Raw genomic sequence first — 13303 nt, forward strand, 5'->3', positions numbered from 1 at the left:
GTGCTGCGAAGGAGCTGCCGTGTCGCTCGAGCCCACCCCGGCCGATCGCTTCTCGTTCGGCCTCTGGACCGTCGGTTGGCGCGCCGCCGACCCGTTCGGCGAGCCCACCCGACCCGCCCTCGACGTGGTCGAGGCCGTGCACCGGCTCGCCGAGCGAGGTGCCTGGGGCCTGACCTTCCACGACGACGACCTGGTCGGGTTCGGCGCGGACGCCGCCACCCGCGACCGGCAGGTCGCCCGCCTGCGCGACGCCTGCGCCGAGACCGGCCTGACCGTGCCGATGGTGACCACCAACCTCTTCTCGCACCCCGTGTTCAAGGACGGCGGGTTCACCTCCAACGACCGGGCGGTGCGCCGCTTCGCGCTGCGCAAGGTGCTGGCGAACATCGAGCTCGCGGCGTCGCTGGGCGCGCGGACCTTCGTCATGTGGGGCGGCCGCGAGGGCGCCGAGTACGACTCCGCCAAGGACGTCCGGGCCGCTCTCGACCGCTACCGCGAGGCGGTCGACACCTGCTGCGTGTTCGTCCGCGAGCGCGGCCTGGACCTGCGCTTCGCGCTCGAGCCCAAGCCGAACGAGCCGCGCGGGGACATCCTGCTGCCCACCGTCGGGCACGCTCTGGCCTTCATCGCCGAGCTCGAGTACGGCGACATGGTCGGGGTGAACCCCGAGGTCGGGCACGAGCAGATGGCCGGACTGAACATGGCGCACGGCGTGGCGCAGGCGCTGTGGGCGGGCAAGCTCTTCCACATCGACCTCAACGGTCAGCGCGGCATCAAGTACGACCAGGACCTGGTGTTCGGCCACGGCGACCTGCTCAACGCGTTCGCGCTGGTCGACCTGCTCGAGACCGCCGGCTACGACGGGCCGCGGCACTTCGACTACAAGCCCTCGCGCACCGAGGACATGGGCGGGGTGTGGGACTCCGCGAGCGCGAACATGCGCACCTACCTGGTGCTGCGCGAGCGGGCCGCCGCCTTCCGCGCGGACCCGGAGGTCGTCGCCGCCCGTGCCGCGGCCGGCGTCGACGACCTCGCGACACCGACGCTCGGCTCCGGCGAGACGTGGCAGGACCTCGTCGGCGACCCGGCCGACCTGGGCGAGGCGGCTGCGGCCGCCGACCGCGGCTACGGCTTCGTCCGGCTGCACCAGCTCGCGCTCGAGCACCTCACCGGGGCCCGCTGAGCCGGGTCTCCCGGCAACGCCCGTTGACGCTACGCGACGACGCTGGTCGCGAAGCGTCAAACTCGTGACCAAAACGGCAGGCGTGATTCCCATCGCAGGCAGAGGTTGTTAGCGTTAACAGCGCGGCGCCGACGGGCCCGCGATGAACCGCAGAGCGCCCGGTGCGCCGCGTCTCGAGGAGGAGAACGCCCGTGTGGAGAAGGATGAGCGCGGTGGCCGTGGGGCTGGTGCTGGCCCTCGGCCTCGCCGCCTGCGGTGGCGGGGGAGCGGGTGCCGGTAACGCCGGCGGCGGACAGACCGCGGCGCCCGCCGACACCCTGGTCGGCGTCGCGATGCCGACCCAGACCTCCGAGCGCTGGATCGCCGACGGCAACAACGTCCGCCAGCAGCTCCAGCAGGCCGGCTACCAGGTCGACCTGCAGTACGCGAACGACGACATCCCCACGCAGTCCCAGCAGATCGACCAGATGATCACCCGGGGCGCGAAGCTGCTCATCGTGGCCGCGATCGACGGCACGGCGCTCTCCAGCCAGCTGCAGGCCGCGGCGTCGCAGGGCATCAAGGTCATCGCGTACGACCGGCTGATCCGCAGCACCCCGAACGTCGACTTCTACGTCACCTTCGACAACTTCCAGGTCGGCGTGGCGCAGGCGAACGCGCTGCTGACGGGGCTGGGCTACAAGCAGGAGAACGGCCAGCCCGGCCCGAAGCAGGGTCCGTCGGTGATCGAGCTGTTCGGCGGCTCGATCGACGACAACAACGCGCTGTACTTCTACAACGGCGCGATGTCGGTGCTGAAGCCGCTGATCGACAACGGCACGCTCGTGGTGAAGAGCAACCAGACCGCCCTGGAGCAGATCGCGATCCTGCGCTGGCAGCAGGAGACCGCCCAGAAGCGCATGGAGGACCTGCTCACCTCGTCCTACGCCGACGGCACCGTGATCAACGGGGTGCTCTCGCCCTACGACGGCATCTCCCGCGGCATCATCACCGCGCTGCAGAACGCCGGCTACGGCACGCCCGCGAAGCCGCTGCCCACCGTCACCGGGCAGGACGCCGAGATCGCCTCGGTCAACCTGATCTCCACCGGTGTGCAGAGCTCGACGATCTTCAAGGACACCCGCAAGCTCGCCGAGCAGGCCGTGAACGCCTCGAAGTCGTTCCTGTCGGGCCAGACCCCGCAGCCCAACGACACGACGAGCTACAACAACGGCGTCAAGGTCGTGCCGTCGTTCCTGCTGCCCGTGCAGACGGTCTACCGGGACAACATCACCCCGGTCCTCGTCGACACGGGCTACTACACGCCCGACGAGATCGCCAAGGGCCAGAGCAGCTGACCCTCCCCCCGACTCCCGGTCCGGGTCGCTGCCGTGCCCCCCGCGGCACCGGCCCGGACCGGGGGCCCGACCACCGCCTGGAGGCCCGGTGGCTGACGACGTGATCCTCGAGATGCGGTCGATCACGAAGACCTTCCCCGGCGTCACGGCGCTCGCGGAGGTCTCGCTGGACGTGCGGCGCGGCGAGATCCACGCGATCTGCGGCGAGAACGGCGCCGGCAAGTCGACGCTGATGAAGGTGCTCTCCGGGGTGCACCCGGCCGGCAGCTACGACGGCGAGATCGTCCTCGACGACGAGCCCGCCCGGTTCGCCGGCATCCGCGACAGCGAGAGCCGCGGGGTGGTGATCATCCACCAGGAGCTCGCGCTCGTCCCGCACCTGTCGATCGCGGAGAACATCTTCCTGGGCCACGAGCGGCGCGGCCGGTTCGGCCTGGTCGACTGGGCCGCGACGAACCGCGAGGCGGCGGCCCTGCTCGCCGAGGTGGGCCTCGAGGAGAGCCCGACGACGCCGGTCGGGCGGCTCGGCGTCGGGAAGCAGCAGCTCGTCGAGATCGTCAAGGCGATGGCCAAGGACGTGCGGCTGCTCATCCTCGACGAGCCGACCGCGGCACTGAACGACACCGACTCCGCGCACCTGCTGGACCTGCTCCGCCGGTTCCGCGAGCGCGGCGTCACCGCGATCATCATCTCGCACAAGCTCGACGAGGTGGTCGGCATCGCCGACCGCACCACCGTCATCCGCGACGGGCGCACCGTCGAGACCTTCACGATCGCCGACGAGCCGGCCCCGCGGGACCGCATCATCCGCGGCATGGTCGGCCGCGACCTCGCCTCGTTCTACCCGGAGCGCACGAGCCGTCCGGGGGAGGAGATCCTCCGGCTCGAGGACTGGACGGTCCGGCACCCGACCCAGGACCGCCTCGTCGTCGAGAAGGCCTCCCTGACGGTGCGCGCGGGCGAGGTCGTCGGGATCGCCGGGCTGATGGGCGCCGGGCGGACCGAGCTCGCGATGAGCGTCTTCGGGCGCTCCTACGGTCGCGACGTCAGCGGCCGGGTCGCGGTGCGCGGCCGCGAGGTCTCGACCCGCACCGTCAGCGAGGCGATCGACGCCGGGATCGCCTACGTCACCGAGGACCGCAAGCACTACGGCCTCAACCTCATCGACGACGTCCGGCACAACATCTCCGCCGCCGGCCTGTCCCGGCTCTCGCGGCGGGGCTGGGTCGACGGCGACGAGGAGGGGCGCGTCGCGGAGCGGTTCCGTCAGGACCTCAACATCCGGACCTCGGGCGTCACGCGCGCCGTGAACACCCTCTCCGGCGGCAACCAGCAGAAGGTCGTCCTGGCGAAGTGGCTGTTCACCGAGCCCGACGTCCTCATCCTCGACGAGCCCACCCGCGGCATCGACGTCGGCGCGAAGTACGAGATCTACACGATCATCAACCAGCTCGTGGCGGACGGGAAGGGGGTCCTGGTGATCTCCTCCGAGCTGCCGGAACTGCTGGGGACCTGCGACCGGATCTACACCCTGTCCGCGGGACGGATCACCGGCGAGGTGGCCGTCGCGGACGCGACCCAGGAGGGGCTCATGGCCCTCATGACCGAGGAGACAGGCGCGGCGGCATGACCAGCACCCTCCCCAAGACCGAGCCCGAGGAGAAGCCCGCCGCCGCGGCGCTGCACTCCGGCACCAACGACCTGCGGACGCTGTTCACCCGCAACCTGCGCCAGAGCGGCATCTACATCGCGTTCGTCGCCATCGTGGCGCTGTTCGCGATCCTCACCGGGGGCGTCTCGCTCTCGCCGACCAACGTCACCAACATCGTCCTGCAGTACTCCTACATCCTGGTGCTCGCGATCGGCATGGTGATCGTGATCGTCGGGGGCTACATCGACCTGTCGGTGGGCTCGGTCGTCGCGCTCACCGGTGCCGTCTCGGCGATCCTGGTGATCCAGCAGGGGCTGCCGTGGTGGGTCGGGGTGGTCGCCGCGATCGGCGTGGGCCTGCTCGTCGGGGTGTGGCACGGGATCTGGGTCGCCTACGTCGGGATCCCGGCGTTCATCGTGACCCTCGCGGGCATGCTGCTCTTCCGCGGGCTGACGCTCGAGGTGCTGGGCAACATCTCGCTCTCGCCGTTCCCGGCCGAGTACCAGAACATCGCCGGGGGCTTCCTCAACGGCCTGCTCGGCGGTTACGGGTACGACACGTTCACGCTGCTCATCGCGGTGATCGGCGTCGTCGGCTATGCGGTGGCGTCGTACCGCACGCGGGTGGCCCGGGTCGCCGACCACCAGCCGGTGGAGTCGTTCCCGCTGTTCGTCGCACGCGTGGTGGCGGTCGGCCTCGTCGTGCTCGCGTTCGCCTGGCAGCTCGCCACCTCGCGCGGCCTGCCGGTGGTGCTGGTGATCCTCTCCGTGCTGGTCCTGGCCTACGGCCTGCTGACCCGGCGGACCGTGTTCGGCCGGCACGTCTACGCGATCGGCGGCAACCTCGCGGCGGCCCAGCTCTCCGGGGTGAAGGCGAAGTCGGTCACCTTCTGGATCTTCGTCAACATGGGCTTCCTCGCGGGCGTCGCCGGGGTGATCTACTCGGCCCGCTCGAACGGCGCCCAGCCCGCGGCGGGCAACATGTTCGAGCTCGACGCGATCGCGGCCGCGTTCATCGGCGGTGCGGCGGTGACCGGCGGGGTGGGCACCGTGGTCGGCGCGCTCGTCGGCGGTCTGATCATGGCGGTGATGAGCAACGGCATGCAGCTGATGGGTGTCGACCAGTCGCTGCAGTCGGTGGTCAAGGGCCTGGTGCTGCTGCTCGCCGTCGCCTTCGACGTCTGGAACAAGCGGCGGGCGCGCTCGGCTACCTGATGAGCGCCTGGACCTCGCGGAACGCGGGGTTCCGGCTGGAGCCCAGCCACTCGAAGACCACCATCTCGGTGGTCACCACCTCGACGCCGTGGTCGCGCATCCGGGCGACCGCGGCGTCGCGGTTCTCCGGGGCCCGGCTGCCGATCGCGTCGGCCACCACCGCCACCGCGTGCCCCTCGGCCCGCAGCGCGAGCACCGTCTGCAGCACGCACACGTGCGCCTCGCACCCGCACACCACCGCATGCGGTCGGGGCAGGTCCAGCTCGGCCGCGAAGGTCGACTTCGTGACGGCCGGTGCGGGCAGCAGGTCCGCGATCTCGTCCACCGTGGGGCCGAGCTTCGTCGGGTCCTGCTCGGTGGTGATCATCGGGACGTCGAGCCGGGTCGCGGCCCGGACCAGCCGCGCGGCGTTGCGCAGCACCTCCGGCGCGCCGGAGATCGCCGGCATCAGGCGCTGCTGGAGGTCGACGACGAGCAGGACCGAGTCCTCCGCGGTGAGCGCCGGCATGGATCGACCGTAGCCGTGCCCCGACAAGATTCGAACCGGCCGAGCGATCTGCGCGCTGAGCGAGCAGATCGCGCGGCGCGTCGTGATCTTGCTCGGGGGCCGGAGGTGGCGCGCGGGCGGACGGACCGGTAGATCACTGCCCATGACCACAGCATCGGGCATCCCGCGCGGCAGCTCCGCTGCGCTGCCTGCCGCAGCACCCGGCAGCTCACCTCCGCTGCGCGCCGAAGCAGCGGGCCGGACCGAGCGGGTCGAGCACTACCGGGAGCGGTTCGGCACGTTCCTGGAGATCGAGGTCGGGCCGCTCGAGGAGGAGCTGGCGCGCCAGGACGTCGGGACGCCGTTCAACCCGCACCTCGACGAGGCCGGCCGGATGCACCCGGCGGTGTGGGAGGCGCGCCGCGAGGCGCAGCGCCGGTCGGCGGCGGCCGGGCTGTACGCCCCGCACGTCCCGGGCCCGGACACCACCCGCTTCACCCGCCCGGAGATGCAGCACGTCGAGGAGTTCGTCTACCACCGCAGCGGGCTCGGTCTGGGCCTGGCCGCCCTGGCCTGGACCGAGGGGCCGAACGACGCCATCGAGTACTGCACCCCCGCCGCGCGCGAGCACTGGGTCGACCCGCTCAAGCGCGCCGAGATCACCGCCGCGTTCGCCAACACCGAGCCGAGCGTCGGCACCGACGTCCTGGCGATCACCACCCACGCCCGCCGCGACGGCGACGACTGGATCCTCGACGGCCACAAGGCCTGGATCACCAACGCCCACTTCTGCGACGTCATCCAGGTCACCGCGGTCACCGACCCCGGTGCCGGCACCCGCAGCCTGACGATGTTCCTCGTCGACGCCCGCGCGCCCGGCGTCGCCCGCGGCCGCGACATCCCGACGATGCTCGACGACGGCCTCACCGGCGAGCTCCACTTCGACGGCGTCCGCATCCCGGCCGAGGACGTCGTGGGGGAGCCCGGCGACGGGTTCGCGCTGGCCATGACCTGGATCAACTGGCGCCGCATGATCCGCGGCGGGATGTGCGCCGGGTGGGGGCAGTGGCTGCTGGAGCGGGCGGTCGCCCGCGCCCGGACCCGCACGGTCGGCGGCCGCCCGATCGCCGACCAGCAGGTCGTCGCGCACATGCTCGCCGACATGGACGCCGACGTGTACACGGCGCGGGCCGCGTCGTTGCAGCTGCAGGTCGACCTCGAGGCGCTGCCCGGCGGCCCGGCGGCGGTCCCGCTCGACCCCGCGGGCCCGCGCCTGATGAGCCTGCTCAAGGTGATCAACGACGAGGCGTTCTTCCGGGTCGCCGACCGCGCGATGCAGGTCCACGGGGGTGCGGGGCTCCGCCGCGGCTCGCCCGAGGAGAAGCTGTTCCGCATCGCGCGGAACCTCAAGATCCCGGCGGGGACCGACGAGATCCAGCGCAACGCCATCGCCCGGGGCCTGCTGCGGTGACCCTCGCCGCCGTCACGGGTCGCTTCCAGCCGGTGCACGCCCAGCACCTCGAGCTGTTCGCCCACGCGCTCGCCCACCACGACGAGCTCGTGGTGGCCGTGACGAACCCGGACCGCGGGGCGCGTCGTCGGGAAGCCACCTCGCAGCACCGGCACACCGACGCGGCGAACCCGTTCACCTTCCACCAGCGGGTCCGGCTGCTGACCGCCGCGCTCGCGGGGGCGGGCCTGACGGCGACCGTGGTGCCGTTCGACCTCACCCGGCCCGAGGTCTGGGGCGAGTACGTGCCGCTGGACGCGCAGCAGTACGTGCGGGCGTACTCGGACTGGGAGGTGGAGAAGGCCGCGCAGCTGCGGGCGGGCGGCTACGCCGTGACGGTGCTCGTCGGCGACCCCGACGCGAAGCTCGACGCGACCGACATCCGCGCGGCGTTCGACGACGGGTCCTGGGAGCCGCTGGTGCCCGCGGCGACCGTGCCGGTGCTGCGGAGCCTGCTCTGATCGCCCACGGCGAGACCCAGCCGCGACTCGTCGACGACCGCCTGCCGGCGGTGCTCGTGGTCCTCGACGGGCTCGGCGACCGCCCGATTCCGGAGCTCGACCACCGGACCCCGGCGGAGGCCGCCCACATCCCGGTCCTCGACGCGCTCGCCGCCCGCGGCTGCTCCGGGTGGCACCTGCCGTTCGGCTGGGGTCGCGCGCCGGCCTCGGAGCTCGCGCACTGGGCGATGTTCGGGTTCGGCGACGTCCCGTTCCCCGGCCGGGCGGTGCTGGAGGCGCTCGGCGCGGGGATCGACGTCCCGACGGGGGTCGCGGTCACCCACGCCGCGCTGCGCGCCTCGCGCGTCGAGGACGGCCGGGTCTGGATCACGGGACGGTGCGCTCCCGACGACGCCGCCGACGCAGCCGCGCTGTTCGACGCCCTGGCCCCGGTGGCGGCCGAGCACGGGGTCGAGATGCGGCCGCTCGGGCGGCGCGGGGAGGCGCTGCTCGTCCTGCCCGGTCACGACGACGGGGCGGTGACGGACTCCGACCCCTTCTTCGAGGACCGGCACCCCTGGCTCGCCGTGCAGCCGTGCGTGCCGTCGGCGTCCGACACGGCGGAGACGTTGACGGCGTTCCTGCACGAGGCCCGGCGGACGCTGGTCGGGCACCCGGTGAACCGACGGCGCTGGGGGCGCCCGCCCCTCGACGTCCTGACGACGAAGTGGTCCGGTCGCCGGGACTCGCTGCCGTCCTTCACCGAGGTCACCGGCGTCGCCGGGGCGGCCGTCACGTCCACCGGCCTGTACCGCGGGATCGCCGCCCTGCTCGGGATGGACGCGCGGCACCTGGTTCCCGTACCCGACGTCGGGGACGACCTCGCGGCCCGGCTGGACGCCGCCGGCGAGCTGGTCGACGCCGGAGCGCGGTTCGTCCACGTCCACACGAAGGCCACCGACGAGGCCGGGCACACGAAGCGGCCGCGGGCGAAGCTCGAGGTGCTGGAGGCGGCCGACCCCGGGCTCGCCGGGCTGCTGGAGCTCGCCGACCACGCGGTGGTGGCCGTGACCGGCGACCACGCGACGCCGTCGACCGGCGGCGTGCTGCACACCGGCGACCCGACCCCGCTCGTCGTCGCCGGCCCGACCGTCCGACCCGACCCCGTGACGGCCTTCGGGGAACGGCCGGCCGCGGACGGCTGGTACGGGCGGATCACGGCCGCCGAGCTGCTGCCGCTCCTGTTCGGCCACGCGAACCGGCCCGACTTCCTCGGCCACCGGCCGTCCCCGCGCCGCACCCTCGCGCTGCCGGACGACCCCGCCCCGATGATCGTCGGGACCTGACTCAGGTCAGCGCCATCCCGGGGACCCGCGCCCGGATCGCGGCCATCTCGCGCTCGTCGGAGATGCCCTGGAAGTCGTGCCGCGGGGTGTAGGGCGCCTCGAGCGCGCGCACCTCGTCGTCGGTGAGCTCGACGTCGAGCGAGGCGACGGCGTCGTCGATCTGGGCGATGCTGCCCGCCCCGACCAGCGGGGCCGTGACCACGGGCTGCCGGTGCAGCCAGGCCAGCGCGATCTGCGCGCGCGAGACGCCGCGGGCCTCCGCGATCGTCCCGACGGCGTCCACGATCGCGCGGTCCGCCGCCTGCGTCGACGGCGGGTAGAGCAGGTCGGCGAAGTCGCCGTCGGTCTCGGCCCGGGCGGTGGCCCGGGCGTCGTCCCACGGCCGGGCGAGCCGGCCGCGGGCGAGCGGGCTCCAGACGATCGTGCCGACGCCCTCGTCGAGACAGAGCGGGATCATCTCGCGCTCCTCCTCGCGGGCGAGCAGGTTGTAGTGGTCCTGCATCGAGACGAACCGCGCCCACCCGTGCCGGGCCTGCAGGTGCAGCGCCTTCGCGAACTCCCAGGCGTGCATCGACGACGCGCCCAGGTAGCGGACCTTGCCCGACCGGACGAGGGCGTCGAGGGCCTCGAGCGTCTCCTCCAGCGGGGTGCCGTGGTCGTTGCGGTGCACCTGGTAGAGGTCGATGTGATCGGTGCCGAGGCGGGTCAGGCTGTGCTCGACCTCGGTCATGATCGCCTTGCGGGAGAGCCCGCCCGCGTTCGGGCCGGTGCGCATCGGGTGGCGCAGCTTCGTCGCGATCACCACGGCGTCCCGGTCGGCGACGTCCCGCAGCACGCGCCCGAGGATCTCCTCGCTGGAGCCGTTCGAGTACATGTTCGCGGTGTCGAAGAGGTTGATGCCGACCTCGAGCGCGTGCTCGATCAACGGGCGCGCGTCCTGCTCGTCGAGCGACCAGACGGGGTGGCCCCGGCCGGGCTCCCCGTAGGTCATGGCGCCGATCGCCACGGGGGAGACGTCCAGTCCGGTCGAGCCGAGCTTGATGTAGCGCATTGCCGATCCTCCGGCATCGTGGTCGGATACGGAGAGTTCTCCGCATCGCTGCCGACGCTACCGGAGAACTCTCCGTTTCGTCGAGGAGGGGCATGGTCGAGCGGGCCGACGCGCGCCAGAACCGGGCGCGCATCCTGGAGGTGGCCGCGGAGGCCCTCGCGCGCGACGGGTCGACGTCGCTGAACGCGGTGGCCAAGCTGGCCGGGGTCGGCGCCGGCACGTTGTACCGGCACTTCCCGAACCGGGAGGCGCTCGTCCTCGCGGTCCACCGCGCCGAGGTGCAGCGCCTCGTCGACCGCATCCCCGAGCTCCTGGCGACCGGGCCGCCGCTGGTCGCGTTGCGGGCGTGGTTCGCACAGCTCGCCGGGTTGATCAGGATCAAGCTGGGCCTCGGCGACGCGCTGACGACGGCGGGCCACGAGGCCGCGAACGCCGAGTCCTACGGGCCGGTGATCGGGGCGATCGGTGCCCTGCTCGCCGCGGGCGAGGCGGACGGCAGCATCCGCCCGGGACTCGATCCCGACGACGTGCTGATGCTCATGAGCTCCGTCTGGCGCGTGCCCGAGGGCGCCCAGGCGGACCGGTTGCTCGACCTGGCGGTGGACGGCCTTACGGCGTCCGGGACCGGACGAACAGGACGATCAGGGTGCTGACCTGCACGGATAGGCCGCAGTGAGGTGTTTCCGGGCCGTCGCGGGTGGCAGAATCCGCGCATGACGACGACCGCGGACGCACCCGCCGTCGAGACCACCCCGGCGGCGCCGACGGAGCTGCAGGCGCCTGCGCCGGTGCGGCAGGGTGCGTCGTCGGGAACGGGCACGCCGTGGATCGTGGCGCTGCTCGTGCTCGTCACCGGCATGTTCATGTCGGTGCTCGACGTCAGCATCGTCAACGTCGCGATCCCGTCGATGCAGAAGGACTTCGGGGTCACCACCGACGAGATCCAGTGGGTGTCGACGGCCTACTCGCTCGCGCTCGGCGTGATCGTGCCGGTGAGCGCGTGGCTGGGGGAGCGGCTGGGCCTCGGGCGGGCCTACGTGCTCTCGCTCGTCGGGTTCGGGCTGGGCTCCGCGCTGTGCGGGCTCGCGTGGGACATCAACTCGATGATCGCGTTCCGCATCCTGCAGGCGATCCCGGGCGGCATCATCCCGGTCGTCGCGCTGTCGATGGTCTACCAGATCGTGCCGCGCGAACGGATCGGCGCGGCGATGGGCATGTACGGGCTGGGGATCGTGTTCGCGCCGGCCGTCGGGCCGACCCTCGGCGGCTACCTCGTCGAGTACGTGGACTGGCGGCTCATCTTCTTCATCAACGTCCCGATCGGCATCGTCGGCGCGATCGCGGCCGTCGTGTGGCTGCCGATGGGCAGGGGCGCGCGCGGCAAGCGCTTCGACGTCCTGGGCTTCCTGACGATCGCCGTGGGTCTGTTCTCGTTGCTGCTGGCGCTGTCCGAGGGACAGTCGTGGGGCTGGACGTCGTACCCGGTGCTCATCCTGCTGACGGTCGGGCTGCTCTCGCTCGCGCTGTTCGTGGTGATCGAGCTGGAGGTCGACCAGCCGCTGCTGGACGTGCGCGTGTTCTCGTACTGGCCGTTCACCAACTCGTTGCTGCTCATCGCCGTGCTGTCGGTGGGCCTGTTCGGGGTGCTGTTCTTCATCCCGCTCTTCCTGCAGCAGAGCCAGGGGCTCGGGGCGTTCGACACGGGGCTGCTGCTGTTGCCGCAGGCGCTCGTGATGGGGCTGCTCATGCCGGTGGCGGGGCGGCTGTACGACAGGATCGGACCGCGGTGGCCGGCCGTGATCGGCCTGACGATCCTGGCCGTCGGGACGTGGATGCTGCGCGACCTGTCGATCGACACGTCGTGGAGCGAGCTGCGGTGGATCCTCGTGTTCCGGGCCGTCGGGATGGGCCTCGCGATGATGCCGATCATGACCGGGGGCATCTCCGCGGTCCCGCCCGACCGCGTCTCCGGCGCGAGCGCGTTCAACAACGTCACGCAGCGGACCACCTCGGCGATGGGGCTCGCGGCGCTCACGGCACTGCTGTCGTCGCAGCAGGCGCAGGAGGGCAGTGACACCGGCGCGGCGATGCACATGGCGCCGCACACGCCGATGCTCGAGCAGTACCTGAGCTACTCCCAGGTGCAGGCGCACGCCTTCGTCACCGCGATCGACGACCTCATGATGGTGACGGCGGTCCTCACCGCGGTCGGGGTCCTGCTCGCCTTCCGGCTGCGCTCCGGGCCGGCGCCGGCCTCGTCCGCGGGTCCGGCCGTCATGGAGTGAGGCCCCGCGCCTCGACGAACGCCTCGCGCAGGGCGGCCGGCTCGACGTGGGACAGCCGTGCGCCGAAGGTGAGGTAGAGCCCGGCGAGCCCGATCCAGGACCAGGCGCCCATCGTCAGCCGACAGGTCGTGGGGTCGACGACGTCGACGACGGCGCCGCCCGGGGCGAACTCGGCGACCGTCGCGGCGGGCAGGTCGAGGTGCGCCCGGCCGAGGCACCACACCGAACCCGACAACCTCGTCTGCCTGTGTCGGTATCACCACGACCTCGTCCACCACGGCGGCTGGCAGGTCCACATGCTCGACCACCTGCCCTGGTTCACCCCACCGACGTGGCTCGACCCCACCCGACAACCCAGACACAACCGCCCCTGGCGGCGGGTGTGAGGGCTCAGGCGCTCGGGTGGAGATGGTGGATGTCGAACGGCTTGTTCGTGACGAACAGGAACGTGCAGTCGCCGTCGTCGGTGGCACCGTGCTCCATCGATCCGCCCTCGGGGAACCAGACGAAGCTGCCCGGTCCGTAGGTGCCCTGGTGGGTCCGCAAGGTCCCCGAGAGCACGTAGATCCCGTGCCCGCAGGGGTGCGTGTGCCACGGGTTCACGAAGCCGGCCCGGTAGACCATCTTGACCATCATCATGCCGGTCTCGGGGTCGTCGACGAGCGGGACGTGTTCGAGCACGGCACCGATCGCCGGCACCGGGAAGTCCTGCCACTCGGCGGTGGTGGTGTCGGTGACCACGAGGTCGACGGGCTCGGGCGGGGCGCTCACGGGTGAGCAGCCTTCGCCGCTGCGATGA

The 13303-nt window shown here is 72.2% G+C and carries 13 protein-coding genes; 9 read left to right on the top strand and 4 right to left on the bottom strand.

What is annotated here, in order from left to right:
* Positions 1–19 precede the first annotated feature (19 nt).
* The 4 genes from xylA to mmsB all read left to right on the top strand — a co-directional run bounded on the left by xylA (position 20) and on the right by mmsB (position 5385).
* Complete coding sequence (gene xylA, locus ACQPYX_RS16775; protein ID WP_433798457.1) at positions 20–1183, top strand: xylose isomerase; 1164 nt, start codon at positions 20–22, stop codon at positions 1181–1183.
* Between the two features lie 203 nt (positions 1184–1386).
* Positions 1387–2520 (top strand): multiple monosaccharide ABC transporter substrate-binding protein, encoded by a 1134-nt coding sequence (gene chvE / locus ACQPYX_RS16780; protein ID WP_433798458.1) that lies wholly within the window; start codon positions 1387–1389, stop codon positions 2518–2520.
* A gap of 112 nt (positions 2521–2632) precedes the next feature.
* A complete protein-coding gene (gene mmsA, locus ACQPYX_RS16785; RefSeq protein ID WP_433803743.1) occupies positions 2633–4150 on the top strand; it encodes a multiple monosaccharide ABC transporter ATP-binding protein in 1518 nt (505 codons plus the stop codon).
* Positions 4147–5385 carry a multiple monosaccharide ABC transporter permease gene (gene mmsB, locus ACQPYX_RS16790; RefSeq protein WP_433798459.1) on the top strand — a complete coding sequence of 413 codons (1239 nt, stop codon included), beginning with the start codon at positions 4147–4149 and terminating at the stop codon, positions 5383–5385. Before mmsA ends, mmsB begins: the two co-directional genes overlap by 4 nt.
* Here the strand turns inward: mmsB and ACQPYX_RS16795 are convergent.
* On the bottom strand, positions 5378–5893 hold the full coding sequence (locus ACQPYX_RS16795; RefSeq protein WP_433798460.1) for an isochorismatase family protein: 516 nt from the start codon (positions 5891–5893) through the stop codon (positions 5378–5380). The genes mmsB and ACQPYX_RS16795 overlap by 8 nt on opposite strands.
* 142 nt (positions 5894–6035) lie before the next feature.
* Here ACQPYX_RS16795 and ACQPYX_RS16800 point away from each other — a divergent pair, with 142 nt between their 5' ends.
* From ACQPYX_RS16800 to ACQPYX_RS16810, 3 genes are read left to right on the top strand one after another with little or no spacing between them, the layout of a single operon-like run.
* A complete protein-coding gene (locus tag ACQPYX_RS16800) occupies positions 6036–7343 on the top strand; it encodes an acyl-CoA dehydrogenase family protein (RefSeq protein WP_433798461.1) in 1308 nt (435 codons plus the stop codon).
* On the top strand, positions 7340–7843 hold the full coding sequence (locus tag ACQPYX_RS16805; RefSeq protein WP_433798462.1) for an adenylyltransferase/cytidyltransferase family protein: 504 nt from the start codon (positions 7340–7342) through the stop codon (positions 7841–7843). Before ACQPYX_RS16800 ends, ACQPYX_RS16805 begins: the two co-directional genes overlap by 4 nt.
* Positions 7844–7893: 50 nt before the next feature.
* Positions 7894–9168: an alkaline phosphatase family protein gene (locus ACQPYX_RS16810; RefSeq protein ID WP_433798463.1), complete on the top strand. Its 1275-nt coding sequence runs from the start codon at positions 7894–7896 to the stop codon at positions 9166–9168.
* A gap of 1 nt (position 9169) precedes the next feature.
* Here ACQPYX_RS16810 and ACQPYX_RS16815 read toward each other — a convergent pair whose 3' ends face one another.
* Positions 9170–10219, bottom strand: a complete 1050-nt coding sequence (locus ACQPYX_RS16815; protein WP_433798464.1) for an aldo/keto reductase — start codon at positions 10217–10219, stop codon at positions 9170–9172.
* 92 nt (positions 10220–10311) lie between these two features.
* Between ACQPYX_RS16815 and ACQPYX_RS16820 the strand changes: the two genes are divergently transcribed.
* A complete protein-coding gene (locus ACQPYX_RS16820; protein WP_433798465.1) occupies positions 10312–10872 on the top strand; it encodes a TetR/AcrR family transcriptional regulator in 561 nt (186 codons plus the stop codon).
* Between the two features lie 60 nt (positions 10873–10932).
* On the top strand, positions 10933–12504 hold the full coding sequence (locus ACQPYX_RS16825) for a DHA2 family efflux MFS transporter permease subunit (protein WP_433798466.1): 1572 nt from the start codon (positions 10933–10935) through the stop codon (positions 12502–12504).
* On the opposite strand, the gene ACQPYX_RS16830 is transcribed toward ACQPYX_RS16825, so the two are convergent.
* Positions 12494–12739: a hypothetical protein gene (locus ACQPYX_RS16830; RefSeq protein WP_433798467.1), complete on the bottom strand. Its 246-nt coding sequence runs from the start codon at positions 12737–12739 to the stop codon at positions 12494–12496. The two genes, ACQPYX_RS16825 and ACQPYX_RS16830, sit on opposite strands and share 11 nt — an antisense overlap.
* Positions 12740–12894: 155 nt before the next feature.
* Entirely contained in the window at positions 12895–13275 is a 381-nt protein-coding gene (locus ACQPYX_RS16835; RefSeq protein ID WP_433798468.1) for a cupin domain-containing protein, read from the bottom strand.
* Positions 13276–13303: the final 28 nt, after the last annotated feature.

Origin of the sequence: Actinomycetospora sp. CA-084318 (genome assembly GCF_050955885.1) — a bacterium.
Lineage (GTDB): Bacteria > Actinomycetota > Actinomycetes > Mycobacteriales > Pseudonocardiaceae > Actinomycetospora.